Here is a 24,031-nt window from a genome sequence, read left to right as displayed (position 1 = left end):
CGTACACCGCGGCAGGTTGTCGGTAAGCGCTCCATAAACCCAACTTAGTCAAAGACGGGGGCCCATCAACCTCAACTGCCTGATGCAATCACTAGGCATCTTGAGCCCTAAGCGGACCAGTTCAATGGTCATGAGGCTTTCGCGTGCAATCAGTGTGAAAAGATGGATATTAGCTCGCGCTCAAGGTATTTGTGAAGGATGTGGTCAACCTGCTCCGTTTCTGAACGAGAAGAATGAGCCTTTTTTTGAAATCCACCATGTGAAACATCTTGTTGATGGCGGTGCTGACAGCACATGGAACACAGTCGCTCTTTGCCCAAACTGTCATCGACGTTGCCATCACTCAATCGACAAACACGAGTTCACTCAGTCGCTTTACAGCAAGGTAAAAGGATTGATAGAGAAGCCCAAGAATTGACCTCTGAGACGAGGTTGCTTGCCCCCACTGGGAGGCGCAGAAGCCCTTCTTTTTGGGGCTGATTCGCTGCCCAACGGGAATAAATCCACTCACTACAAGATCGGTGCAGAGCTCCGATATTGTGGTGATATTGAGAATCGAGAGCAGGTTCACTCCCACAGCTTTTGAGTTGCCATGGTTTTTGCGGCAAGTTGAAAAGAGACAACGCTTAGAGTCATTCAGGAATCGTCCTAGAGCCACAATCAGCCAAGCTCGTTCGTCGCGCAGCCCCTTTTCCGGGGGTGTCGATGAATAAACGAAAGGATGATCAGTGGCTGGCAACAAGGACATTCCGCGGATTAAGAATCCACCCTCCGGTGATGGGCATCACATCACCTACCGCTGCATGACTGCCACCGAGTTGGCCGAGCGGGACGCCAGACAAAAAGCCTATGAGGCCATGCTGGCCAGGCAAGACGCCTTCGAACGCAGCCGTCAGGTCATCGCGGAAAAGCAAAGACCCACTCAAGCTGGATGTGTCTTCGCCAAGTCCTGCAAGCTGCCGGACGCCATCATCGATTACTCAAATCCCTCAGGGATGGTGCCGACCGATAGCCTGAAAGACTACGGTGACCTGATTCTGCTGGGTGCTCGCGAAGCGGATGAATCAGGCGCAGTGCCACTGAAGAAGATCAGTGGCACTGCGATTCCCGCTGGTCTGGGCTCCCTCGCCTTGGTCGGGTCGGCATTCGCTGCTGCTCCCGTGGCCACAGCGAGCGCCGTAACAGCAACGCTGGTTGGCCTTGTTGCGCTGGTCATACCATCGAGTCTGGGCGACAGCTCGCTTTACACCGACGACCAACTCCGTGCGCTCAAACAGGCCCGTACCCGCGTTCGCCTGCAGGTCGAGCAACAGACTGACGGCAGCCTCAAGGGATATGGTTTCTACACCGGCAAAAATCGCGATTGGGAAATGGTTGATGTTGTGCAGTTCACATTGCGTGGCACCCAGCAGGTGGCTGACCTGGGTGACGGCATTGAACTGATCTGGACACCGGCCGTGGATGGTTCCGACATCCTGGGCATTCCGGCGCTGGAGGCTGCCCCGCAAGCGCCGCATATCTGGGTTTACCCGCCAACGAAAGCGGCTGATAGCATCATCGTGAACCCGGTTTATCCGCCGGAATACAAGGATTTCATCCTCGTGTTTCCGGCTGATTCAGGGATTAGGCCGGTTTACATTGTTCTCAGTCAAACCGGTGATCATTCGTATTATGACCACCCGAAAACGCTTCCCGCATTTCCAGATACAACCCGAGTAAAGTCGAAGTCATCTGTTCAAGGGGGAGGAAGGAAACGCGCTCGTTGGGTTGACCGTAAGGGGCGAATTTATGAATGGGACTACAAAAGTAATGCTGTGGAAAAATACGACAAACTCGGAGTCCATTTAGGCGAATTCAACCACATCACAGGCGAACAAACAAAACCTGCGAAACCAGGCAGAAAAACCTCAAGAAACTAAGGATTACAGCATGCGCTACCTTTCAATAACTGGCTTTTATCCGGATGACAAGCAGGACGACTCTTTGCAGTTTGAGCTGGATATCGAAGGAACTGAGCTCAATGAGAAAGTTGCCCATCTTATTGAATCGAAGCCACTAAACGAAGTGGAACCAGGAGAATTACTTTTAAGCGAGAGTCAGGTAATGACGCTGTCAGAACTTCTAGGCGTCAGTTTTCCTGAGGGTCTAGAGTACTTTATGGGCACTTGCGCCAAGCAATGAAATCCATTGTCACAATTAGTCAAATAAAGCCCTGACCAATCACACTGATCGGGCTTTTGCTCAAGAAAACCCAATACAAGGGAGGACTTCGGGATCGCAGGACTGATGCGAAGGGTAGAACAATTTACGAGTGGGATATTTTTCATGGTGAACCTGAAGCCCTGTCAAAATCTGCCGACATCCGAATCTTCCCCTTTAATCGCCCAGGCTTGCGCGTCTGCGGTGAATCGACATGGGGCAGCAGGCCCAGATAAGGCTTGCCGGCCTTGGTGATCACCACCCTGTCGCCCTGCCATGCACGCGCACCTACGGATTTTGCGTCATCACTCAATCGGCCGGGCCCTTATCGCCATCCTTGGTCTTTGTTGTGGCTCGCAACGTAGCCACTCTATTAAGCTGTCCTGCGGACTTGCGTTTAGGATTGGCGCCGCGAACGGGCGCTTTGGAAACCGGCTTTTGCTGCCCAAGCGGCGGCGTGTGAAGAGTTGTGGCAATGGTCAGCCCCAGACGCAGCCCGAACTTCCTCAGGATGGCTTCGAGGGTGCTGACGGTCGGATTAGCCTTGTCCTTCTCGATCTGGTACAGCGCCTTGGTCGACATCTTGCACATGGCTGCAAAGGTTTCCTGGTCGAAACCGGTCACCTCAAGCCTTAGCCGACGAATAGCGGTGCCCAGGGTTTCGATCCCCGTCACATGCTGCATGACGATGTCGTCAATGAGCTCCCTGCGCCGTTCGTTGGTGTTCTCTTTCATCGCAGCCCCCCATTCAACCAGGCGTCCTAGCATGGCTTGCCACACAGTCGGAACTATAATGCCAACTATCGTGGCTCAACCCTCCACTTCCAGCAGTATAATTCCGGTTATGCTCGCACGTCCTGCCTATTGACCGGTGCATTGCTACGGATTTTGCGCTGTGCCAAAAACATTCAGTACAACCCTCCCCACCTCCCGCTATTAATACCCGTCCCCTCTCAAGGACCCGAGCCCGCCATGAAATTCGACCTCGCCTACTGCCTCAGCCTCGACGACAAGCTGTCGATCTATGATGTGCGCGATCTGAATTTCGATGAAACCATGGATTTCGATTCCGCCAAGGAGCATTTCCAGTGCCCCAACGATGCCTGCCGTTTGACATTCGATGCGGCCAACGTGTTGGGAACGTTCAACGCCAAGAATGTGAATTACGTGCGCACGCCGCACTTCAAGAACATGCCCAACACGCGGCATGTGGCGGATTGTCCTTATGTCAGTCTGAAGACGCCGGCGTCGGGTCTGGAGGTGGACGGGGCGGAGTCGGATGACGGTCGGGAGGAGCATTTCCCGTCGGAGTTGTTGCTGACTCGGCGTGAGTATGTGCGCAAGCCTGTGAGCCCGGCGGTGGCGGCTGATGTTTTGCGCGATGCCCCGACTCTCACTTCAGCGAGCAGTAACGTCGAGCAGCCAAGCCGGGAGTCGGCGCCGGACAAGACCAGTGTCTTCGCACACCCGGTGGAGTGTTTTGTGTCGAACTTCACGGACAAGGAGCTGCTCAAGCGCATGCCGCTGAAGATTGGCGAGCACACGGCGCCCTATGGGTCGTTCTTCAAGAAGATCGAGTACCTGCAGGACAACAAGGGGCTGATTTACTGGGGCAAGATCAAGGAGATCAAGGATTACACCCAGAGCTTTCGCATCGATTTCGAACAGAAGGTCTGGTTCAAGCAAGCGGACGAGGCGAAGAAGAAGCCTTATTCGGTCAACGTTTATCTGAGCAAGAAGCTGATCGACAACTACCGCAAGCGCAAGGCGTTTCTGGAGGAGATCAAGCACGCCGTCGACAGTGATGCCGAGTTGTATTGCTTCTTTTATGGCGTGACGCCAGAGTTGAAGCAGGTGCCTAGCAAGAAAAACCCCGAACAGACGTTCGGGGTGTTCAGTGCCAACATCGAGAACCTGGATCACTTCATTATTCGTGAAGCGCCGGGGTTGGCGGATCAGTGACTTCGCCTCAGGGCAGTTGCAGCGCTACGCCGCCGGGATGTTGTTTGATGAGGCTGTAGGGCAGGACGCCCCAGCCAATGTTTCGGCAGACGGCAGACACGTGAGGGAAAGACGGCTCTAACTTGATGCCTTTTTCGGTGAAGTACCAATCCGGATAGTGCCAAGGGTAGTCGTCGTTGTAGCCGCAGTCGTTCTCCCCTTCAGCCGTTGTCGTCATTTCCTTGGGATACAGCTTAAGCAGTTGCGCCACCAGCCAAGGCGCCAGCTCCTTGGACCGGTAGTCGTAATAGACAGCGGATGACTCGGATGAAGATTCATCGTAGTCGTAGATTTTTTGCTCGAAATGCAGCGGTTTGCCCTGCCCCACCCACAGCACGTCATCAAGCGTCAGGACTTTCCCGGTACGGGTATCAAGATTGAGCGCCTCATTGTACTGATCCGGGTAAGCCCCACCGCAGTAGTACTCGAATGAGATAGTCGCGCTCATGACGGAGGACGTCATCCACAACGGCTGAATCCCCTGATTGTAGTAGCCCTGTTTGCCATCGACGTAGCACCCGAAATGCCCCACCACGCCCTGCCACAACCGCGCCATCAACTGCTGATTGATACGCTGGCGCGTTTCAGCGGTGTACCCCGAAACCACTTCAAACCCTTCCATTTTTGTCTGTGGCTCGCCCCACCATTGCAGCGTGTACCCCATGAACGTTTCGGTCCGTCCTTGTTTGAGTTTCAGGCCTTGCAGACGCAGATATTCGTATGGCGCCTTGTCATGGAGTCTGACGAGATAGGGCAACGTTTCGGCGGACACTGGCGGGAGTTTGGCTTGCTGTAATTCGACCTTGAGGACTTTGCCTTGTGGACTGGTCCATTCGCCGGACCAACCGTCGGGCTTGGGATGCAAGCGAATTTGCGGGACAGTTTTACCCTCATCGTCAGCCTGGCTGCCCTCGTCGAGTATCAGGGTTTCGCCTTCTCTATTTCCGGTGAGTACTAGATCACTGCGATACTTTTGGTAAAAGTACCGCCCCTCACTGCCGTTGGCGTTCACCTCAAGCACAATCGGCGATTTGCCCACAGTTCCGGTGTAAACCTGAGTGCCATTTTCAGCCCACAGCGCGGTAGAAAAAGTTGAACACACCAACACGACAATGCCGGTCAGACGAAACAGTCCTTTGAACATCAAAACATCCTTGAGTGAATCGAGCGCTGCTCGCGAGAAGTTGTCGCGGATTATGGCGAAGCAACGTCCGAGAATCGATGGAAAGCTACGCCGATAACACTCAACCCAGACACATGCTAAGCATCACCACTACCAGCAAACCAATATAAACCCGCGCATGCACCCGATCCGGTATCCGCCCGATCCACGGCGTGGCCAGCCGAATCCCCACCAGCGACCCAACCGTCAGCACCGCAAACGCCAGCACGTCCACATAGCCGACAAACCACGCCCCCAGATCAAACTCGGTAAACCCCGCCATCGCCATATAGGTCAGCGTTCCGGCCACCGCAACCGGAAGACTCAATGGATTAGCCATGGATGTGGCTTGCGACATGCTGAGGCCACAGCGTCTTAGCAACGGCACGGTCATGACGCTGCCGCCCACCCCAAGAAAGGTGGCGATAGCGCCAATTCCCACACCGCCGCCAGACACTTCTGCCCCGCCCAATCGCCGTGGGATTTCGGTGTAGGACTGTGTAAGAAAACCGCGTCTGAACAAGCAGTCCAGAATGGTCACTCCCAGGTAAACGATGAAGGCAGAACGGATCAGCTCACCACTCGCCCACATCGCGGCCGCAGCTCCGACGATCGCGCCCAAGCCGATGAACCCGCCCAACGGCCACAGGTAATGGCGGATGAGATTGCCCGCGTGGTGATGTTTTCTGGTGGCGATCAATGCATTGACGATCATCACGCAGGTCGAGGTGGCTACGGCAATGTGCATCGCCGATTGGCCGATGGGATCGTCGATGCCGTGGCTGGCCGTGAGCATGCGGTACAGCAAGGGCACGACGACAAATCCGCCGCCGAAGCCGAACAGCACGGCGGTGACGCCGGTCATGCAGCCGAAGAGTGCCAGCAAGAGGTAGAAGAACATCGCGCATCGTCCGTGGGTTGAGAGTGGCCGACGATAGAGCGACGGGGCTTGGCCTGCTTCAGCAAGTCAGCCAATAATATTTGCGTTTACGCCAACCGCTGGGTGCCGCTCGATGCGCAATGTTTCAATTGATCTGCTGGACGACACGCCACGGCCGGTGGTGGCCATCGGTACGGATTATCCCGACGGTCATCGGTTGCCGCGCCATACCCATCGACGGGCGCAGTTGTTGTATGGCGCCACCGGGGTGATGCAGGTGAGCACGCTCGACGGCAATTGGGTGGTGCCGCCGCAGCGGGCGGTGTGGATTCCGCCGGGGGTGGCGCATGAGGTGTTGATGCTGGGGGTGAGCACTCGCAGTGTGTACATCGAACCGGGGGCGGTTGATCTGGGCAGCCGTTGCCAGGTGATCAGTGTTTCGCCGTTGCTGCGGCATTTACTGATGGAGGCGGTGGAGGTTGCGCTGGAGTACGACGAGGCCGGGCGCGATGGGGCGTTGATCGACTTGTTGCTGCACGAACTGGCGCGCAGTGCTCACCTGCCGTTGCATATTCCGTTGCCTGTGGATTCGCGGTTGCTCGGGTTGTGTCAGAGGTTTCTCCGGCAACCGAACGCTCACCAATCGCCGCAGCAATGGGCCGATCAGTTGCATATCAGTTTGCGTACGTTCAATCGTCTGTTCCGCCAACAAACCGGGCTGAGTTTCAGCCAATGGCGGCAGCGGGCCTGCGTGGTGCTGGCCTTGGCGCGGTTGGCGGTGGGCACGCCGGTGACGCGCATTGCCCTGGATTTTGGTTATGAAAGCCCGGCGGCGTTCTCGACCATGTTCCGTCGGGTGCTGGGACAGGCCCCGTCCGTTTGGTTGGAGGGGACGAAATGACCACTAAAGCCATCCGCGAAGAATGCACCGCGGTTTCTCAGGGATTACGCATCATCGTTCTTCGTGGGCAAGTCGGATCGCCGCACCGCTCGCGTCTACAGGTTCTGCACTGGGCGGATGATTGTCTTGAGTGGCTTGTTCTGACAGCAATTCAAAGCTCTGCTCCTTCACATCCTGGGAATCCAGGCCGATTTGCACCCGGAACTCACCCGGCTCGGCGACGTATTCCAGTTGGGCATTGAAGAACTTCAAGTCGTTCTCGTTAATGCTGAAGTGGACTGCTCTCTCCTCGCCGGCCTTGAGCATGATTTTTTGAAAGTTTTTCAGTTCTTTGACCGGCCGGGCGACGGAGGCAACGACATCGCGGATATACAGCTGAACCACCGTTTCGCCGTCACGCTGGCCGGTATTTTTCACCATGATGCTGGCGACGAGGTTGTCGGTCTTGTTCAGTGTGGTCGAAGACAGGGCCATGTCGGTCAGGCTGAAATCGGTATAGCTCAGCCCATAGCCAAAGGGGTAAAGCGGCCCATAGGATTGATCGAAATATTGCGACGTGTAGTTGCGAAGCGCACCCGGCAGGTACGGACGGCCGGTGTTCAGGTGGCTGTAGTAATTGGGGATCTGCCCCACGGAACGTGGAAAGGTGATGGGTAATTTGCCGGACGGGTTGTAGTCACCGAACAATACATCCGCAACGGCGTTGCCTCCCTCGGTACCGCTGTACCAGGTTTCCAGAATCGCATCGGCCTGTTTCTGCTCCTTGCCGATCGACAACGGCCGACCGTTCATCAATACCAGTACCAGCGGCTTGCCGGTGGCTTTCAGGGCGGTGATCAATTCACTCTGGCGCCCCGGCAGATCGAGGCTGGTTCGACTGGCCGCTTCATGGGACATGCTGCGGGGCTCGCCCACCACGGCGATGACAACATCGGCTTGCTGTGCAACCTTGACTGCTTCGTCAATCATTTCTTCTGCCGGGCGAGGGTCGTTGGCGATTTCAGACACGCCCTGGTATTCCAGGTATTTAACAACCTCCTGATCCTCCTCGAGATTGGCGCCTCGGGCATAGATCAGCGAGCCCTGGCTCATCGCGCTTTTCAACCCGTCGTAGATCGTCACCGATTGCGCGGGCACACCACTTGCAGACCAACTGCCCATGATGTCGACGGTACTTTTTGCCAACGGGCCGATGAGCGCGATCGTGCTCTCTTTTTTCAGCGGCAAGAGCCCGTTTTCATTCTTCAACAGCACCAGTGTCTTGCGTGCCACTTCACGGGCCTGCGCTCTGTGCAGATGGTTTTCGGCGTTGTTATCAGCAGCGCTTTCACTGGCAGCGCCGAGGCGCCGGTAAGGGTCTTCGAATAGCCCCATGTCGTACTTGGCACCCAGTACTTCCCGCACCGCGTCATCAATATCGCTCTGGGAAATGGCGCCAGACTCAAGCAGCCCTGGTAACTCCGGCCCATAGGAGGAGTCGTTCATGCTCATATCAATGCCGGCCCTGATGGCGAGCCTGGCCGCGTCGCGAGGATTCCTCGCAACACCGTGCTGAACCAGATCGGTGACCCCGTTATGGTCGCTGATGACCAGTCCCTTGAAGCCCCACGCTTTGCGAAGCAGGTCCTGCATCAACCATTTATTGGCCGCCGCCGGCACACCATTTATCGAGTTAAGCGCCGCCATGACGGCTCCCGCGCCACCCTCGATTGCCGAACGATAAGGTGGCAGGTAGTCCTGGTACATTCGGGTCAGGCCCATGTCGACGCTGTTGTAGTCGCGCCCCCCCTCGACAGCCCCATACAACGCAAAGTGCTTGGCGCTGGACATGATGCTGTCGGGCGCGTTCAGGCTCTGGCCCTGGTAGGCCTGGACCATCACTCTGGCAATGCGCGAAACCAGATAGGTGTCTTCACCGAAGCCTTCGGATGTGCGCCCCCAGCGAGGATCACGGGCGACATCGATCATCGGGGCGAAGGTCATATCGATACCGTCCGCACTGGCTTCTTTCGCCGCAGTTCGACCGCTCAACTCGATGGCGTCCATATCCCAACTGGAGGCCAGGGCCAGGCCGATGGGGAAAATGGTTCGATGACCGTGTATCACGTCCCAACCGAAAAACATCGGTATCTTCAGGCGGCTTTGTTGAGCCGCGTCTTGCATGGGGCGGTTTACATAACGGCTCACAGAGCCATACGTCCCCCCGATTCGCCCGGCAGTGATCTCCTGGCAGATTTTTTCGGGCGTCATCTTGTCATCGATAGCGATCAGCCGCAGTTGGCCGACTTTTTCGTCGAGGGTCATCTGATTGATGAGGTTGGTGACAAAGGCATCTTTGTCTGGCGATGCCGTATCGGCCAGGACCGGCAGAGTTGTAAAGCTGATCAGGGCACATAGCAGACGTAGTCTTTTCATGATTCCCTTCCCCGCGTAACGCTGTGGCGCACTGCTTTTGAAACGCCACCTTTCCGGCATTGAAGATCAGAAGGCTGACGTTCAATCATTTGGAGCTTTCAGGAAACCGCCTAGAGACAGCGTAGTCGGTCCAACGCCCCTGCCTGAGCGAAAAAAGAGAATCGATCAAAAAATGAGTTTGATCCGGGCGCAAAACAACTGTACAAAAACACAGTACATTTTCGAATCGCCACGCTCGATCCCCGGAGAAAACCATGGCCTCTCTTGCAATGAAAATCACCCTGGAACGCATCGCCCTCTTCCAGTTCACCCCCGCCCACTGCGCCCAGGCCCGAGCGATGCTGGGTTGGAGTGTGGAAGAGTTGTCCGAGGAATCCGGGGTTTCCGTTGACGCCATCCAGCGATTCGAGGCGCAGCGTAATGTGCTGGATGTCACGCGGCTGGCGTTGGCGTATCGGTTTGAATCGCAAGGTTTGGTGTTCTTCCCGGGGTTTGCACCGGGCCGAGGGATGAATGTGAAAGGGTCCACACCGAATCCGGTGGGGCGGGCGGATTATGCGATGGTTGAGTGAGGTTGCAGCAGATGCGGGCCAAAGCCGAACACGTTATGAAAATAGGCATGCTCCTCGAAACCGGTCGGCTGAGTCAGGCTGAGGCGGCCCATAGGCTTGGATTGTCTGAGGAGGAACTGAACGAAATACTCCGTGGAGAATTTTGCGATCTGACCGTGGCAAAAATCTCGGAATATACAAAGCCGTTACTGGACGAACGCAGCTGAAAAGTCCGGGGCGCTTGCACCGCAAGCGCCCCGGCAGCACAACATCAAGCGTTCTGCACGGTCGCCTGATCGCTTACATCTTCCACACCCAACCACCACGCGCCACCACGCTGCGGATACATCACGTTGAACGCCTCGCCCATTTGCGGCGTGGTGATCGACACGTTCCGTTCCCAGGCCAGCGCCAGAATACGGTCGAAAGGTTCGTACCAGGCGTGCATCGACAGGTCGAAGGTGCCGTTGTGGATCGGCAGCAACCAGCGCCCTTTAAGGTCGATGTGCGCTTGCAGGGTTTGCTCGGGCTGCATGTGCACGTGAGGCCACTCGACGTTGTAGGCGCCGGTTTCCATAAGGGTCAGGTCGAATGGGCCGTACTGCTCGCCGATGCGTTTGAAGCCGTCGAAGTAGCCGCTGTCGCCACTGAAGAAGATCCGCGTGTCGCCGTCGATCATCACCCACGATGCCCACAGGGTGCTGTTACCGTCGAACAGTCCGCGACCGGAAAAGTGCTGCGAAGGTGTGGCTACGAATTGAAGGCCATCGACCTCGGTGCCCTGCCACCAATCCAGTTGGCGCACTTTGCTGGCGTCGATGCCCCACTTGATCAGAGTGTCCCCCACGCCCAGGGGCGTGAGGAAGTAGCGGGTCTTGTCCGCCAGTTTGAGCACGGCCTGATAATCGAGGTGGTCGTAGTGATCGTGGGACAGGATCACCGCTTCAATCGGCGGCAGGTCTTCGAGGCTGATCGGCGGCTGGTGGAAACGCTTGGGGCCGGCCCATTGCACGGGCGAGGCGCGTTCGGCGAAGACCGGGTCGGTGATCCAGAACTTGTCCTGCAGCTTGAGCAGAAGCGTGGAATGGCCCAGGCGATAGACGCTGTGGTTAGGCGCGGCAATCAACGCCGCCTGGGTCAGGGTTTGCACCGGAACGGGGGCCGACGGCCGGGTGTCGTGCGGTTTGTTGAAGATGAAGTTCCACAGGATGCGCAAGGTTTTGCGAAAGCCTTCGCGCTGCACCGGCACATGGTTTCGGTACTGCCCTTGAGCCTGTCGGGACGCTTCAGGCGTTGAAGCGTTGTTCGCTGGGGAAGTTGAAGTGTCCATGACTGAATGACTCCAGAAAAACCGCACAATCGACGATTTTCCGCTTGGGACGATAAATGGCCAAGGCATGCACGCATCAGCCGAAGATTCAATTTCTCACGGTGCAGGATTAACACAACATTACACTGCACAGTGTAGTTTCTAGGTTGCATCAAAGCCGATCACAAGTAAACTACCAAGTGTAATTCTCCACTTTTTCCTGCCGAAGCGTACTTATGACAGCTCCACAGCGCCTCACCGACCGAAAACGCGAAGCCATCATCCAGGCGGCGATTGCCGAATTCCGTACCCACGGTTTCGACATCACCAGCATGGACAAGATCGCCGCCACCGCCGGCGTGTCGAAGCGCACGGTGTACAACCACTTCCCGAGCAAGGAAGAGTTGTTTGCCGAAATCCTCAATCAGTTATGGACCCGAGTAACGGCCGAACAGGAAACGGCCTACCGCCACGACCTGCCCCTGCGCGATCAGCTGCGCCTGATGTTGCAGGCGAAATTGCAGATGCTGGCCGATGACAATTTTCTCGACCTGGCGCGTGTGGCGATTGCCGCCACCATCCACTCTCCCGAGCGTGCGCAGAACATGGTTGCCCGAATGGGTGAGCGCGAAGAAAGTTTGACCGTGTGGATTCGTGCCGCCCAGGCCGATGGCCGCTTGAAACAGGTCGCGCCTGAGTTCGCTGCGCAACAGATCCACGGGTTGCTCAAGTCCTTTGCCTTCTGGCCGCAGATTTCCATGGGCCAAACGGGCCTGTCGCCCGAGATGCAGCACACCGTGGTGGAATCTGCGCTGGACATGTTCCTGGCGTGCTATGAGTGCTGAACCGAGCTGCAAAAAATGACAACGTCCGCCACTTTATCGCTGTTCGATCGCTCTGAATAAAAACACCGAAATGTGTTTCTGAATGAGACTGGCGCTGGAGCTATAGTGAGCCTCAGTCCCATCCCCTCTTCAGAGAGCATCATGAGCACTCCGACCCACGAAACCGAAACCGAAATCACCGGCCCCGTCGATCACCTGCGCTTCCATCGCCCTCACGCGCACCTGGCACCTACTTTCGGTACCGACCGTTTTGCCCTGCGCGCCGAGGCTTTTGCGCGGTTCTTTGGCACGCCGACCTTCCTTGGCGCCCAGACCTTGGTGGTGGTGATCTGGATTTGCCTGAACCTGTCCGGCGTAACCCAATTCGATGTGTACCCCTTCATCCTGCTCAACCTGGCGTTCAGCCTGCAAGCGGCCTACGCCGCGCCGCTGATTCTGCTGGCCCAGACGCGTCAGGCGGCGCGGGACAAAGCCCAGTCCGAAGCCGATGCGCGACATCGTGAAGCCTTGGCCATCGCCAACAGTGAACGTCAGGCCCAAGCCGCGCGGAACACTGCGCAACTGAAGGAGTTGCTGGAGCAAAACACCCGGCTCACCGAAATCACCAAGACCCTGACTGAGCGCATCGAAAGCCTGACCTCGGAAATGCATCAACACTTCATCAGCAAGGAGCCACCGAAGGTTTGATCCGGAGCGCCCGCCCCAACTCGTCGAACAACGTCACCACCGAGCGCAACGCGCGGCAGTCCGGGCGGGTCAGCAGCCACAGCGCGGTGTCGTAACCGTGCAGGGGCTCGGTCAACGGTTGCAGTCCGTCACCGATCAAAAAGTCCGGCAACGCCGCGATGCCCAGTCCGGCCCGCACCAACTCGGTCACCGACAACATGCTGTTGCAGCGATAACCGGGTGTAACGCCAGGCAACTGCTGGCGCCGCCAGGCGACGGTGGGGTGATCGGGAAGAAAGTCGTCCGGGGCGATCCAGGTCAATGAGGCCAGGTCGTGGGATTCGACCGATTGCAGATAGGCCGCGCTGGCACAGACCCGGTAGGAAATGTCTGCCAATCGCCGGCCAACCAGATGCTCGGGCGGGGTGCGGGTCAGCCGCAAGGCGATGTCGGCGTCGCGGCGGCTGAGGTTGGCGAAGTCGTTGGAGGTGCAGAGTTCAATGGTCAGCGCCGGATAAGACGGCATGAACCGCGCCAGTGCCGGTAACAGCAGACTTTGCAGGACCGAATCGGTGCAGGTCAGGCGCACGGTGCCGCTGATGATTTCTCCGCCCTGCTCCACGCCAAGGCGCGCCGCCTCCAGTGCTTGTTCGGCGCGTTCAGCCTGCTCGGCCAGGGTCTGAGCCAACGTGGTAGGCAGGTAACCGGTGCGGCTCTTTTCGAACAGTTGCTGGCCCAGCGCGGCTTCGAGTCGACGGACCGCGCGAAACACCGTCGAGACGTCGACCTTCAACAACGCCGAAGCCCGGGCCAGAGAGCCGCCGCGCACCAAAGCGAGGATCAGCGACAGGTCGGGATAGTCCAGCTGATAGTGCATCGATGCATTGATCACTTGGGATAACGCCAATATTGATTGCGTGAACGCCAATCTATAGTCGGTGCCAGAAATCAACAAGCGTCGAGATCACTCATGGAAACCAACGCCATCCGCATTGCCCTGATCGGTGACTACGATCCACAGGTCACCGCCCATCAAGCCATCCCCGTCGCCCTCGGCATGGCCGCCGAACACACCGGCCAGAACGTTAAGTTTCAATGGCTGGCCACCGACTGCATCACCGCCGATACGCCGCTGGATGACTACGATGGTTTCTGGTGCGTGCCCGCCAGCCCATATCGCGACATGGATGGCGCGCTACGGGCGATCCGCTTTGCCCGGGAACAACAACGGCCGTTCCTCGGCACGTGCGGCGGTTTTCAGCACGCGGTACTGGAGTTCGCCCGCAACATGTTGGGTTGGGAAGATGCCGAACACGGCGAGACTTCGCCCGACGCGACGCGGGCGTTGCTCACGCCGCTGACCTGTGCGCTGGTGGAAGCCGTCGACAGCATTCATTTGGTTGAAGGCTCGTTGATCGCCAAGGCGTACGAAAATGCGGAGATTCGTGAAGGCTATCACTGCCGTTACGGTGTGAATCCCGAGTTTGAACGGCAGCTACTGACGCGACAGTTGCACGCGGTTGGCCACGATTCGGCGGGGGATCTGCGGGCAGTGGAGCTGAAGGATCATCCATTCTTTGTCGCAACGCTGTTCCAACCGGAACGCGCCGCGCTCAAGGGCCTGCTGCCGCCATTGGTCAAGGCGTTGATCGAGGCCTGTGTGAGGCAAAAATCATGATCGCCCAGACACCTGCAGCACCTTACTACGCAGTGATTTTCACCTCGCTGCGCACCGAAGGCGATCACGGTTACGAACAGGCCGCCGAACGCATGGTGGAACTGGCCCGTGAGCAACCCGGCTTCCTGGGCGTGGAATCGGCCCGGGGCGCGGATGGGCTCGGGATTACGGTGTCCTACTGGGACAGCGAAGCGGCGATCCTGGCCTGGAAGCATCACCCCGAGCACAGCGCGATTCGTGAACGCGGGCGATCGACCTGGTATTCGGCGTGTCATACGCGGGTGTGCAAGGTTGAGCGGGCCTATGCGTTCAAACAGTAAATGATGCAGTGTTCTGGCGTCTTCGCGGGCTTGTCCGCGAAGACGCCAGAACAGCCACCGCAAAACCCTCACCCCCGCACCAAACTCCTCACCGCCGTAATCTGCGGCACGTCCTGTCGATTCATGTACACCCGCAACGGTTCGGTGATGTTGATCCGGTCGTCGATGTTCTGGTCCAGCAGCAACTGAATCAGTTCGCGCTTGAGCGTCATGGTCTGCTCGGGGCCGGGTGCCCAGACGAATTCGCTGGCGGGGATGATGCCGTCGTCAGCCACGTCCATGCCGAAAGCGTCTTCACTGAAGCGCACGATGTACTGGCCGGTTTTGCGATTGAGGCCGACGAAGCCTTTGAGTTGGTCGGCGGCCTGGCAAATGAGCTGGGAAGTGATGCGCATGGTAAACCTCACAAAAGGTCGCTAAGGACCGGTGATCGATGGTTTACACGCAGGGCAAGTGAACGGGTTTCCCTCTGCCGGGGAAACTGCAGGTGTGAAGATTACTGCAAAGAGCCGCACAAAAGCGTCGAAGAAATCTTCTTTAAACACGTTTATGTCGGTCTGGTGATAGCACAAGCGGCGCTCAGTTGTTAAAAGATACGTCTTTGAAAACTCATCGCAAAAGGACTTCGACCATGCCTGTCTCCTTCACCAAAAGCGCCCTGCTGCTGAGCCTGATGCTCGGCCTCGGCCAGGCACAGGCCACCAGCGAGCCAAGCCCCAGCGCACTGGCAACCCGCCTGGGCATTCCGCACCCGGCGGTGATCGCCCACCGTGGCGCCTCTTTTGATGCACCGGAATCCACCGCCGCAGCCTACAAACTGGCTCGCGACCTGGGTGCCGACTACCTGGAAATGGACCTGCAACGCAGCAAGGATGGTGTGCTGTTCGCCCTGCACGACAACAACCTGCAACGCACCACCGACGTCGCTACCAAATTCCCTGAGCGCAAGGACAGCCCGGCCAACGAATTCACCATCGCCGAACTGAAAACCCTGGATGCCGGCAGCTGGTTCAACACGGCGTACCCGGATCGCGCGCGTCCTGGCTACGTGGGTCTGAAGATCCTGACCCTGGACGAAATCATCGACATCGCCCAAGGCAATCCACTGCACAAGCCTGGCCTGTACATCGAAACCAAGGAGCCAAAGCAGTTTCCCGGCATCGAACGCGATCTCAAGGATAAATTGCAGGACCGTGGTTGGCTGAGCCCGACGGGTTCCAAACTGGCAAAAAGTAATCTGGCGGTCGGCCAGGGGAAAGGCAAAGTCGTGCTGCAAACCTTCGAGAAGAGCAGCCTAGAACTGCTCGAGAAGGAGATGCCGCAAGTGCCGAAAATCCTGCTGTTGTGGGTCGGCGAAGGCAGCATCGAGCCGAAATCCAAAGTGACGTTCGCTGAGTCCGGAGACAAGGACAAGGCGACTTACTACGCCAAACAGGAACCGAAGGACAAAGCCGAATTCCAGCAATGGGTCGAGTACGCCAAGGCCCAGGGCGCTATCGGCACCGGGCCTTCTGCCGCGCTGACCAAGGGTGGAGATCAGAGCTATTCAGACCTGGTGAAACCGTGGATGAACCAGTTCACCCACGATCAGGGCATGCTGGTGCACGTCTACACCATCGACGATGCCGTGGATTATCAGAAAGTGATGGATGCCGGTGTCGATGGCATCTTCACCAATCGCGCCAGCGAACTGCTGAAGTTCTATAAGCGCCCGGCGGCGGCGAGCGTTGCGCAGTTGTTGCAGAACAACGGGTACTGATTGGCGCCAGGCACTGCACCGCGTCGTCCCCATCGCGGGCAAGCCACGCTCCCACAAGGTCTGCGCAAAACCTGTGAGAGCGTGGTTGCCCGCGATTGTTTTTTTAAGGGTGAATTAAGTTGCGCTGTTTAACCTGATCCCACTTAAACAGCTCCTCCAAGGAAAGAACTTGATGAAAACCTTAACTGCCCTGTTCACCGCTGCCGCCCTGACCCTCACCGCAGGCCTGGCCCAGGCTGATGTTCGCGTCGACCAGATCCCCGAGTTGGTCAAAAGCGGCAAGATCAAACCCCTGGAAGAAATGAACCAGGCCGCGCTGAAGTTGCATCCGGGCGCCACGATTACCGATACCGACCTGGATAACCACTTCAACGGTTACGAATATGAAGTGGAACTGCGTCTGGCTGACAACACCGAATGGGACGTGGACTTCGATGCCGCCACTGGCAAGGTCCTGAGCAACAAACGAGACAAGTGATTCAACGGCAAAAAGCCGCACGATCTTCGGGTCGTGCGGCTTTTTTTCGTTCGGCGTAAGGCAAATCGCTGAAGTAATGAACGAAGTCGCGCCCTTTTGCGCAGGCCCGCTAGAATCCCTCAACACCACTCAGCATGTTGAAGCAGAGAACCACGGATATGGGGCAAACAGCGGCAGCAGACATCGCCACGATCGGCCGGATCAGCGCGGTGCCGGCGGTTCTTCAGGTGATCAGTGAGCTGACCGGGTTGCGGTTCGCCGCGGTGGCCCGCGTCATCGACAACACCTGGATCGCCTGCGCGGTGCTCGATCGACTGGATTTCGGCGTGCAAGTGGGCGATGAACTGCAGCTGGTCTCCACGCTGAGCGACGAAATTCGCCAGGGCCAGCACTCGGTGGTCATCGACAAGGTCAGTGAAGACCCGCTCAGCCGCGATCAGCACACGCCTCGCACCTGTCCATTCGAAAGCTACATTGCGGTGCCGATACTTCGCACCGACGGGCGCTTCTTTGGCACCCTCTGCGCCCTCGATCCTGATCCCGCGCCGCTCAGGTCCAGCACGATCCAGAGCACCATGGAATCCTTCGCCCGGATGCTTGCGCTGCAGATCGAGGCCGAAGAAAACCTGCAACGGACCGAAGCGGCGCCGATCAAGGAACATAAAACCACCGAACTGCGCGAACAGTTTATCGCCGTGCTCGGCCATGACCTGCGCAACCCCTTGTTCGCCATCAGCGCCGGTGCCGAAATGCTCCTGCGCAAACTCAAAGACCCGCCAAATGAACAACGGGTGCGGCATATCCTCACCAGCGCCCGGCGTGCGACCAAACTGGTCGACGATGTACTGGACTTCGCGCGCGGGTCATTGGGTCGCGGCATCCCGGTGAATATCGAGCCGTGCCCGGATTTGGGGGATATGCTGCGGCATGTGATCGCCGAGATCCAGAGCATTCACCCCAAGCGCATTATTCAGTCGTCGATTGGCGACCTGAGCGACATTCATTGCGATCGCGAACGGGTCGCGCAGTTGCTGTCCAACCTGCTGGCGAATGCCGTTGTCCACGGCGATCCCGACGGCCCGGTCGAGGTCAGTGCGCAGGTCAACGAAGGGCACTTCATATTGAGCGTGAAAAACCACGGGCTGATTGCCGAGGATGCGCTGCAGCATCTGTTCCAGCCCTACTCGCGACCGACCGGCGGAACACCGCAGGCCGGCCTCGGGTTGGGGTTGTACATTGCCAATCAGATTGCGCTGGCCCATGGGGGGCAGCTTGATGTGAAATCGACGCAGTCCCATGGAACGGCGTTCATATTCACGTTGCCTTTGACGCGGTGACGACAGCCTCAATGTCTTAGACCGCGTTAGCGTGACTCACGGACGATTGGCTGTTAAACATCTCGACCTTGGCACGGAAAGAACTTGAGGTGGAGGTCGATCCATCCAGATGCTTGATCGTGTAGTAAGCCTCCGCAGCGACAGCCACCTGACTCAGCGCTCCTTTGTCCAAAGGAATGTGTATGGGAAAGAAATCACCTTGTCGATATTTGTGATAAGCAACCTCCACGTTGCCAAACTTCACGAAGATTTCTTCGCCCTCTACAAATTCTTCCCTTGCCGGGATGATTGCTTTCGGAATCACTGGGTCTGCTTCATCGACGAAAAAAATGATCGACTGTCCACCGACAACAGTCATAGGGTTCAATGTTTCGGTCATCGCAATGCTCCTTGTGAAAGTACTGGCACAGGTTCAGTTTGAGTAGGCGCGCCAAGGGATATCTAGCGCCGCGAGAAAAAAACTGTCTACTGTCAGAAATAACAGGTACCGCTGAAATCGGGCGTCTTGGTTGCAAGTACCCGATCAACGGCACACCGACCTTAACAAGGTGTACAGCTGTAATGCTTAAGGATCAGGCCGAGGTGCTGACCACCGAATCCGCCGTACTGCCACCTTCATCCTGCAACGCCTGTGTACCGACTCGGTAACCGATTCGATACACAATCCATTTCACTAGGCGCTCAACCGCGCCGTTACCTCATTCAATTGCCCCGACAGCCCATGCAGGTTGTGGCTGGCCGCTTCGGTGCGCTGCACGTTGTCCAGGTTGGTGCTGGCGATGCTGGTGATTTCGGTGAGGTTGCGCGAGATGTCTTCGGCCACTGAAGTCTGTTCTTCTGCGGCGGTGGCGATCTGGCGGTTCATGTCGCGAATGGCTTCCACGGCATGGGTGATCCGCTCGAGCATGGCGCCGGCCTGGGTCACTTGCTCGACGCTTTGCTCGCTGCGCGACTGGCCGCTTTCGATGGCCTGGGCCGCGTCCACCGCACCGGTTTGCACGGTTTGAATGATCTGGTTGATCTCGATGATCGACGCCGCCGTGCGCTGGGCCAGGCTGCGTACTTCATCAGCGACCACCGCAAAACCGCGCCCGGCTTCACCGGCACGGGCCGCTTCGATTGCCGCGTTGAGCGCCAGCAGGTTGGTCTGTTCGGCAATGCCGCGAATCACTTCCAGCACCTTTCCGATGCGCCCGCTGTCTTCTTCCAGACGACGGATGACCGTGGCGGTGTTGGCGATTTCGCCACGCATTTGGGTGATGGTGTGAATGGTGCCCTGCATGACCTTCTCGCCTTGCTGGGCGGACTGGTCGGCATCGTCGGCCGCACGTGCCGCTTCGGCGGCGTGGCGCGCGACTTCTTGCGCGGTGGCGGACATTTCGTTCATCGCCGTGGCCACCTGATCGGTGCGATTGAACTGCTCGTTGGTGCCGCTGGCCATAAGGCCGGCAATCGAGTTCAGCTCACCGCTGGCACTGTCCAGGTCCGACGCGCTGCGCTGCAAACGACTGAAGGTTTCGGCGAGGAAATCGCGCAAGGTGTTGGCGGCCCTGGCCAGGTTGCCCAACTCGTCCTGACGGGTGCTGGCCACGCGCTCGGCGAACCGGCCCTGACTGAGTTGCGCCACGTAGTCGATCAGTTTGCGGATCGGCTCTACCAGGTTGCGATTGACCAGCCACAGACTCAACAAACCAATCAGCAGGCCCGACACCAGCATCACCGCGAGCCCCGACAACACCGTCTGATCGGCACTGGCACTGATCAATTTCGATTGTTCGACACTCTGCTTGCGCAGTTCGCCGACCAGTTCATTCATCTGCTCGCTGGCGGCGCGGTCCACGCCCTTGACCGCATTGTCGCCGGCCGCTGGGTCGGCACCGGCCGCCACGTAGGCATCACGGCCCTTCTGATACGCCGCACCTAATACACGATGCTCCTCACGCAGGCGTTCGATGCGGGTCTTGAGTTGCGGCTCCATACCCTTCTGCCCCGCCAGTTCACCAAGGATACCCTGCACATTGCGCTGACCCTCCTCGAACTGCTTCCAGTATTTGTCCAGGTCCGCGGGTTGCTTGCCGCGCAGCAGGACGTTTTTCCACTCCTGAACCTGCACCTTGAATTGCAGGTTGGCTTCATCGATCAGTTGCGAGGTGTGCAACGGGCCTTCGATCAGGTTCGCGTAGTTCTGAACGCCGTTGGACAAAAAGTGAAAGCAGGCCAAAGCGATCAACAACATCGCCAACAGGCTGCCGCTCAACAGGGCGAGAATTTGTGCTCGAAGGGACTTTTGTAAAGACATCGGGAAGTACTCGAAACAGGAATGAGGCACGCGGATGAAGGCGTGAAAAGTATCCGGACATCCCTGTCTGCCACGTTGGCCCTTGGCCGAAGGCGCGCAAACGTAACCCAAGCGTGATCGGCGTTCCAGAGCGGTTCTTGAGGAAAATCCGACCATCGGTATCGCAATCGTTTGCGTACACCTTGCCGTCACAAAACCGTCATGAGCGCTTGCAATGATGAGGCTCAAGTGAACCTGTGAAACCCGCGACAGGCGCCTCCCCGCAGCGAGACTTCATGAACCACAGCATTGATCAACGCCATCGCGATTCCGACCTGTTCGGCCTGCTTTACGGTTTCAGTTTTCGCCCCGGCGAGCGCGGTCGAGAGATCGATTCGGCCAAGGCACTGCACTGCCTGCAACAACTGGACGACAGTGATGAGTTTCTCTGGCTGCACCTGAACCTGGCCCATGCGGCGTGCGAGCGCTGGATGAAAAGCCATCTGGAATTGCCCGACGAGTTTTTCGAAGCCTTGCACGAGGGGTCGCGTTCGACGCGCATCGAGCATGTCGATTCGGCGTTGCTGGCGGTGGTCAACGATGTGGTGTTCAACCTCAGTAGCATGGTTTCCTCGGATGTCTCGACGCTGTGGGTCTGCGCCCGCAGTCGGCTGATCATCAGCGCGCGCCTGCAACCGCTGCACTCGGTGGACAAGCTGCGCTCTTCGGTGAAGGCCGGTGAATGCTTTCGCTCACCGCTGGAATTGCTGGTGCATTTGCTGCGTGATCAGGGCGAAGTGCTGACGCAGATCGTGCGCAAGACCAGCCTCAGTGTCGATCAGATCGAAGATGAATTGCTGTCGTCGCGCCTGTCCACCAACCGCGCCGAACTGGGCGCCAACCGCCGGGTGCTGGTGCGCCTGCAACGGTTGCTGGCGCTGGAGCCGGGCTCGTTGCTGCGCCTGCTCAATCGTCCGCCGCAATGGTTGCAGAAGGAGGACGTCAAGGAGCTGCGCAAATCCACCGAGGAGTTTGCGCTGATCATCAACGACCTCACAGCCCTCGGTGAGCGGATCAAGCTGTTGCAGGAAGAAATCGCCGCCAACCTCAACGAACAGAGCAACCGCACGCTGTTCACCCTGACCGTGGTCACGGTGTTGGCGCTGCCGATCAACATCATTGCCGGTTTCTTCGGCATGAACGTCGGCGGGGTGCCGCTTGCCGGGGATCCGGAGGGGTTCTGGATTCTGGTGGCACTGGTGGCGACGTTTACCCTGATTGCCGGGCGCTGGGCGTTTCGTAAGCGGCGCGATTATTAAACCGCCCATCATCACCGATACCTTGTGGCGAGGGAGCTTGCTCCCGCTGGGCTGCGCAGCGGACCCTATCCGGTTTATTCATTCAAACAGAATTCTCTGGTTTTACGACTGCTTCGCAGCCGAACGGGAGCAAGCTCCCTCGCCACAGGTATTTGCCTGCCTTAGCATCCGGCATCACAAAAAAACCAAACACTGACCCAGCGCAGTCTCACTGTAATATTTAGCAACGATCATGGCCGATACTCCTTCTCTGCTCAGGATTGTCCGGCATGGCTACGCCTTCCTTCACCGCCGCCTCCCAGGCGCCCGCCAGCGGCGCCAGGCCGCAGTTCGATAAAAAACCCGGCCTGCTCACCTTCGTGATGTTCTTTGCCGTGCTGGGCAGCGGGCTGTTGTTCACCGCCTACAGCCTGATGCACGACATGAGCGAACTCGGCACGGTGGTCACCACCTGGACGCCGTTTCTGCTGTTGGGCGTGGCACTGCTGATTGCCTTGGGCTTTGAGTTCGTCAATGGTTTTCACGACACCGCCAACGCCGTGGCGACGGTGATTTACACCCACTCCTTGCCACCGAATTTCGCCGTGGCCTGGTCCGGGTTCTTCAACTTCCTGGGGGTGTTGCTGTCGAGCGGCGCGGTGGCGTTCGGCATCATCGCCCTGTTGCCGGTGGAGCTGATTCTGCAGGTCGGCTCCTCTGCCGGTTTCGCGATGATCTTCGCCCTGTTGATCGCCGCCATTCTGTGGAACCTCGGCACCTGGTGGCTGGGTTTGCCGGCTTCTTCGTCGCACACCCTGATCGGCTCGATCATCGGTGTCGGTGTAGCCAATGCCTTGATGCACGGCCGCGACGGCACCAGTGGCGTGGACTGGGCCCAGGCGACCAAGGTCGGTTACGCGTTGCTGCTGTCGCCGCTGATCGGCTTCGCGTTTGCCGCGCTGTTGCTGCTGGCGTTGCGCGTCTTCGTCAAAAATCGCGCGCTGTACAAGGCGCCGAAGGGTAATACCCCGCCACCGTGGTGGATTCGCGGCATGTTGATTCTGACCTGCACCGGCGTGTCCTTCGCCCACGGCTCCAACGACGGCCAGAAAGGCATGGGCCTGATCATGCTGATTCTGGTGGGCACGCTGCCGATGGCGTATGCATTGAACCGCACCATGCCGGCGGATCAGGCCTTGCAATTCGCCGCGGTGGCCGAAGTCACCCAGCAAGCCCTGATGAGAAACACACCGCTGCCGATGCCCACCGATCCACGCCCGGTGCTGACCGACTACATGCGCAACAAGGAAGCCACCCCGCAACTGATCCCCGCCCTCGCCGCGTTGGCGGGCCAGATCGGTAACGAAGTGAAGGGTTACGGCTCGCTGTCGAAAGTCCCGGCCGAAGCGATGGGCAACGTGCGCAACGATATGTACCTGACCAGCGAAACCATTCGCCTGATGGACAAGAACAAGGTCGGAAACTTCGACACCGACACCACCGGCAAGCTGCAGTTGTTCAAGCAACAGATCGACAACGCCACGCGGTTCATTCCGCTGTGGGTGAAGATCGCGGTGGCCATCGCCCTGGGACTGGGCACCATGGTCGGCTGGAAACGCATCGTGGTGACGGTCGGCGAGAAAATCGGCAAGGCGCACCTGACCTATGCGCAGGGCGCATCGGCAGAAACCGTGGCGATGCTGACCATCGGCGCCGCCGACATGTTCGGCCTGCCGGTATCGACCACTCATGTGTTGTCTTCAGGCGTGGCCGGGACCATGGTCGCCAACGGTGGCGGCTTGCAGATGAAGACCATCCGCAACCTGCTGATGGCCTGGGTGCTGACCTTGCCGGCGGCGATTGTGTTGTCGGGCAGTTTGTATTGGTTGTTCACCAAGCTGTTCTGACCATACACAACCTGTGTAGGAGCGAGGCTTGCCTGCGAAAGCGGTTT

Annotated in this window: 26 protein-coding genes; 17 read left to right on the top strand and 9 right to left on the bottom strand. The window is 58.0% G+C overall.

The features are described 5' to 3' along the window. The first annotated feature begins 82 nt into the window (after positions 1-82). The 4 genes from AC07VO_RS27870 to AC07VO_RS27855 all read left to right on the top strand — a co-directional run bounded on the left by AC07VO_RS27870 (position 83) and on the right by AC07VO_RS27855 (position 2,435). On the top strand, positions 83-418 hold the full coding sequence (locus AC07VO_RS27870; RefSeq protein ID WP_495007707.1) for an HNH endonuclease: 336 nt from the start codon (positions 83-85) through the stop codon (positions 416-418). 310 nt (positions 419-728) lie between these two features. Next, entirely contained in the window at positions 729-1,919 is a 1,191-nt protein-coding gene (locus tag AC07VO_RS27865) for an S-type pyocin domain-containing protein (RefSeq protein WP_495007706.1), read from the top strand. 10 nt (positions 1,920-1,929) lie between these two features. Further along, positions 1,930-2,181, top strand: coding sequence for a pyocin S6 family toxin immunity protein (locus tag AC07VO_RS27860; RefSeq protein ID WP_064616446.1), 252 nt, complete (start codon positions 1,930-1,932; stop codon positions 2,179-2,181). A gap of 56 nt (positions 2,182-2,237) precedes the next feature. Next, positions 2,238-2,435 (top strand): colicin E3/pyocin S6 family cytotoxin, encoded by a 198-nt coding sequence (locus tag AC07VO_RS27855; protein WP_237229578.1) that lies wholly within the window; start codon positions 2,238-2,240, stop codon positions 2,433-2,435. A gap of 73 nt (positions 2,436-2,508) precedes the next feature. On the opposite strand, the gene AC07VO_RS27850 is transcribed toward AC07VO_RS27855, so the two are convergent. Further along, positions 2,509-2,934: a helix-turn-helix domain-containing protein gene (locus AC07VO_RS27850; protein WP_082920914.1), complete on the bottom strand. Its 426-nt coding sequence runs from the start codon at positions 2,932-2,934 to the stop codon at positions 2,509-2,511. A 237-nt stretch (positions 2,935-3,171) separates the two neighbouring features. Between AC07VO_RS27850 and AC07VO_RS27845 the strand changes: the two genes are divergently transcribed. Continuing rightward, positions 3,172-4,161 (top strand): hypothetical protein, encoded by a 990-nt coding sequence (locus tag AC07VO_RS27845; RefSeq protein WP_495007705.1) that lies wholly within the window; start codon positions 3,172-3,174, stop codon positions 4,159-4,161. A gap of 7 nt (positions 4,162-4,168) precedes the next feature. Here AC07VO_RS27845 and AC07VO_RS27840 read toward each other — a convergent pair whose 3' ends face one another. Beyond that, positions 4,169-5,344, bottom strand: a complete 1,176-nt coding sequence (locus AC07VO_RS27840; RefSeq protein WP_111454794.1) for a hypothetical protein — start codon at positions 5,342-5,344, stop codon at positions 4,169-4,171. 100 nt (positions 5,345-5,444) lie between these two features. Continuing rightward, entirely contained in the window at positions 5,445-6,263 is an 819-nt protein-coding gene (locus AC07VO_RS27835; protein ID WP_495007704.1) for a sulfite exporter TauE/SafE family protein, read from the bottom strand. Between the two features lie 112 nt (positions 6,264-6,375). On the opposite strand from AC07VO_RS27835, the gene AC07VO_RS27830 reads away from it, so the two are divergent. Continuing rightward, complete coding sequence (locus AC07VO_RS27830) at positions 6,376-7,143, top strand: AraC family transcriptional regulator (protein ID WP_495007703.1); 768 nt, start codon at positions 6,376-6,378, stop codon at positions 7,141-7,143. A 51-nt stretch (positions 7,144-7,194) separates the two neighbouring features. Here AC07VO_RS27830 and bglX read toward each other — a convergent pair whose 3' ends face one another. Next, a complete protein-coding gene (gene bglX, locus AC07VO_RS27825) occupies positions 7,195-9,558 on the bottom strand; it encodes a beta-glucosidase BglX (RefSeq protein ID WP_477759263.1) in 2,364 nt (787 codons plus the stop codon). Positions 9,559-9,812: 254 nt separating this feature from the next. Between bglX and AC07VO_RS27820 the strand changes: the two genes are divergently transcribed. Both AC07VO_RS27820 and AC07VO_RS27815 read left to right on the top strand, forming a co-directional pair. Continuing rightward, positions 9,813-10,130, top strand: coding sequence for a helix-turn-helix domain-containing protein (locus tag AC07VO_RS27820; RefSeq protein WP_018926408.1), 318 nt, complete (start codon positions 9,813-9,815; stop codon positions 10,128-10,130). Between the two features lie 11 nt (positions 10,131-10,141). Further along, complete coding sequence (locus tag AC07VO_RS27815) at positions 10,142-10,336, top strand: XRE family transcriptional regulator (RefSeq protein ID WP_138866939.1); 195 nt, start codon at positions 10,142-10,144, stop codon at positions 10,334-10,336. A 44-nt stretch (positions 10,337-10,380) separates the two neighbouring features. On the opposite strand, the gene AC07VO_RS27810 is transcribed toward AC07VO_RS27815, so the two are convergent. Continuing rightward, a complete protein-coding gene (locus AC07VO_RS27810) occupies positions 10,381-11,439 on the bottom strand; it encodes an MBL fold metallo-hydrolase (RefSeq protein WP_026286448.1) in 1,059 nt (352 codons plus the stop codon). A 215-nt stretch (positions 11,440-11,654) separates the two neighbouring features. Between AC07VO_RS27810 and AC07VO_RS27805 the strand changes: the two genes are divergently transcribed. Both AC07VO_RS27805 and AC07VO_RS27800 read left to right on the top strand, forming a co-directional pair. Continuing rightward, a complete protein-coding gene (locus AC07VO_RS27805; RefSeq protein ID WP_018926411.1) occupies positions 11,655-12,263 on the top strand; it encodes a TetR/AcrR family transcriptional regulator in 609 nt (202 codons plus the stop codon). Positions 12,264-12,404: 141 nt separating this feature from the next. Next, positions 12,405-12,950 carry a DUF1003 domain-containing protein gene (locus tag AC07VO_RS27800; protein WP_018926412.1) on the top strand — a complete coding sequence of 182 codons (546 nt, stop codon included), beginning with the start codon at positions 12,405-12,407 and terminating at the stop codon, positions 12,948-12,950. Here the strand turns inward: AC07VO_RS27800 and AC07VO_RS27795 are convergent. Then, entirely contained in the window at positions 12,925-13,884 is a 960-nt protein-coding gene (locus AC07VO_RS27795) for a LysR family transcriptional regulator (RefSeq protein WP_495007702.1), read from the bottom strand. The genes AC07VO_RS27800 and AC07VO_RS27795 overlap by 26 nt on opposite strands. Before the next feature lie 15 nt (positions 13,885-13,899). Between AC07VO_RS27795 and AC07VO_RS27790 the strand changes: the two genes are divergently transcribed. Continuing rightward, a complete protein-coding gene (locus tag AC07VO_RS27790; RefSeq protein WP_495007701.1) occupies positions 13,900-14,607 on the top strand; it encodes a CTP synthase C-terminal region-related (seleno)protein in 708 nt (235 codons plus the stop codon). Continuing rightward, positions 14,604-14,927, top strand: a complete 324-nt coding sequence (locus tag AC07VO_RS27785) for an antibiotic biosynthesis monooxygenase family protein (RefSeq protein WP_495007700.1) — start codon at positions 14,604-14,606, stop codon at positions 14,925-14,927. Before AC07VO_RS27790 ends, AC07VO_RS27785 begins: the two co-directional genes overlap by 4 nt. Positions 14,928-14,995: 68 nt before the next feature. Here AC07VO_RS27785 and AC07VO_RS27780 read toward each other — a convergent pair whose 3' ends face one another. Beyond that, complete coding sequence (locus AC07VO_RS27780) at positions 14,996-15,322, bottom strand: DUF2025 family protein (protein WP_064616425.1); 327 nt, start codon at positions 15,320-15,322, stop codon at positions 14,996-14,998. A 236-nt stretch (positions 15,323-15,558) separates the two neighbouring features. Between AC07VO_RS27780 and AC07VO_RS27775 the strand changes: the two genes are divergently transcribed. From AC07VO_RS27775 to AC07VO_RS27765, 3 genes are all read left to right on the top strand, one after another. Further along, positions 15,559-16,686: a glycerophosphodiester phosphodiesterase gene (locus tag AC07VO_RS27775; RefSeq protein ID WP_018926417.1), complete on the top strand. Its 1,128-nt coding sequence runs from the start codon at positions 15,559-15,561 to the stop codon at positions 16,684-16,686. A 172-nt stretch (positions 16,687-16,858) separates the two neighbouring features. Continuing rightward, positions 16,859-17,164, top strand: a complete 306-nt coding sequence (locus tag AC07VO_RS27770; RefSeq protein ID WP_018926418.1) for a PepSY domain-containing protein — start codon at positions 16,859-16,861, stop codon at positions 17,162-17,164. 158 nt (positions 17,165-17,322) lie between these two features. Next, positions 17,323-18,501: a GAF domain-containing sensor histidine kinase gene (locus tag AC07VO_RS27765; RefSeq protein WP_495007699.1), complete on the top strand. Its 1,179-nt coding sequence runs from the start codon at positions 17,323-17,325 to the stop codon at positions 18,499-18,501. 16 nt (positions 18,502-18,517) lie between these two features. On the opposite strand, the gene AC07VO_RS27760 is transcribed toward AC07VO_RS27765, so the two are convergent. Continuing rightward, complete coding sequence (locus AC07VO_RS27760) at positions 18,518-18,880, bottom strand: hypothetical protein (RefSeq protein WP_018926420.1); 363 nt, start codon at positions 18,878-18,880, stop codon at positions 18,518-18,520. 294 nt (positions 18,881-19,174) lie between these two features. Then, the gene (locus AC07VO_RS27755) at positions 19,175-20,800 is read right to left on the bottom strand and encodes a methyl-accepting chemotaxis protein (protein WP_018926422.1); all 1,626 of its coding nucleotides are present in this window, start codon (positions 20,798-20,800) and stop codon (positions 19,175-19,177) included. A 275-nt stretch (positions 20,801-21,075) separates the two neighbouring features. Between AC07VO_RS27755 and AC07VO_RS27750 the strand changes: the two genes are divergently transcribed. Together AC07VO_RS27750 and AC07VO_RS27745 are read left to right on the top strand one after the other, a co-directional pair. Beyond that, positions 21,076-22,098: a transporter gene (locus AC07VO_RS27750; RefSeq protein ID WP_018926423.1), complete on the top strand. Its 1,023-nt coding sequence runs from the start codon at positions 21,076-21,078 to the stop codon at positions 22,096-22,098. Between the two features lie 269 nt (positions 22,099-22,367). Beyond that, positions 22,368-23,984, top strand: coding sequence for an inorganic phosphate transporter (locus tag AC07VO_RS27745; RefSeq protein WP_495007698.1), 1,617 nt, complete (start codon positions 22,368-22,370; stop codon positions 23,982-23,984). Positions 23,985-24,031 lie beyond the last annotated feature (47 nt).

This window comes from Pseudomonas sp. GW821-FHT03E01, from assembly GCF_059420765.1.
This window is presented reverse-complemented; position numbering and strand designations above follow the sequence as displayed.

Coding starts and splice junctions, on each gene's coding strand:
- AC07VO_RS27870 (WP_495007707.1), top strand. CDS start 83: ATGCAATCACTAGGCATCTTGAGCCCTAAGCGGACCAGTTCAATGGTC.
- AC07VO_RS27860 (WP_064616446.1), top strand. CDS start 1,930: ATGCGCTACCTTTCAATAACTGGCTTTTATCCGGATGACAAGCAGGAC.
- AC07VO_RS27850 (WP_082920914.1), bottom strand. CDS start 2,934: ATGAAAGAGAACACCAACGAACGGCGCAGGGAGCTCATTGACGACATC.
- AC07VO_RS27845 (WP_495007705.1), top strand. CDS start 3,172: ATGAAATTCGACCTCGCCTACTGCCTCAGCCTCGACGACAAGCTGTCG.
- AC07VO_RS27840 (WP_111454794.1), bottom strand. CDS start 5,344: ATGTTCAAAGGACTGTTTCGTCTGACCGGCATTGTCGTGTTGGTGTGT.
- AC07VO_RS27835 (WP_495007704.1), bottom strand. CDS start 6,263: ATGTTCTTCTACCTCTTGCTGGCACTCTTCGGCTGCATGACCGGCGTC.
- AC07VO_RS27830 (WP_495007703.1), top strand. CDS start 6,376: ATGCGCAATGTTTCAATTGATCTGCTGGACGACACGCCACGGCCGGTG.
- bglX (WP_477759263.1), bottom strand. CDS start 9,558: ATGAAAAGACTACGTCTGCTATGTGCCCTGATCAGCTTTACAACTCTG.
- AC07VO_RS27820 (WP_018926408.1), top strand. CDS start 9,813: ATGGCCTCTCTTGCAATGAAAATCACCCTGGAACGCATCGCCCTCTTC.
- AC07VO_RS27815 (WP_138866939.1), top strand. CDS start 10,142: ATGCGGGCCAAAGCCGAACACGTTATGAAAATAGGCATGCTCCTCGAA.
- AC07VO_RS27810 (WP_026286448.1), bottom strand. CDS start 11,439: ATGGACACTTCAACTTCCCCAGCGAACAACGCTTCAACGCCTGAAGCG.
- AC07VO_RS27805 (WP_018926411.1), top strand. CDS start 11,655: ATGACAGCTCCACAGCGCCTCACCGACCGAAAACGCGAAGCCATCATC.
- AC07VO_RS27800 (WP_018926412.1), top strand. CDS start 12,405: ATGAGCACTCCGACCCACGAAACCGAAACCGAAATCACCGGCCCCGTC.
- AC07VO_RS27790 (WP_495007701.1), top strand. CDS start 13,900: ATGGAAACCAACGCCATCCGCATTGCCCTGATCGGTGACTACGATCCA.
- AC07VO_RS27785 (WP_495007700.1), top strand. CDS start 14,604: ATGATCGCCCAGACACCTGCAGCACCTTACTACGCAGTGATTTTCACC.
- AC07VO_RS27780 (WP_064616425.1), bottom strand. CDS start 15,322: ATGCGCATCACTTCCCAGCTCATTTGCCAGGCCGCCGACCAACTCAAA.
- AC07VO_RS27775 (WP_018926417.1), top strand. CDS start 15,559: ATGCCTGTCTCCTTCACCAAAAGCGCCCTGCTGCTGAGCCTGATGCTC.
- AC07VO_RS27770 (WP_018926418.1), top strand. CDS start 16,859: ATGAAAACCTTAACTGCCCTGTTCACCGCTGCCGCCCTGACCCTCACC.
- AC07VO_RS27765 (WP_495007699.1), top strand. CDS start 17,323: ATGGGGCAAACAGCGGCAGCAGACATCGCCACGATCGGCCGGATCAGC.
- AC07VO_RS27760 (WP_018926420.1), bottom strand. CDS start 18,880: ATGACCGAAACATTGAACCCTATGACTGTTGTCGGTGGACAGTCGATC.
- AC07VO_RS27755 (WP_018926422.1), bottom strand. CDS start 20,800: ATGTCTTTACAAAAGTCCCTTCGAGCACAAATTCTCGCCCTGTTGAGC.
- AC07VO_RS27750 (WP_018926423.1), top strand. CDS start 21,076: ATGAACCACAGCATTGATCAACGCCATCGCGATTCCGACCTGTTCGGC.
- AC07VO_RS27745 (WP_495007698.1), top strand. CDS start 22,368: ATGGCTACGCCTTCCTTCACCGCCGCCTCCCAGGCGCCCGCCAGCGGC.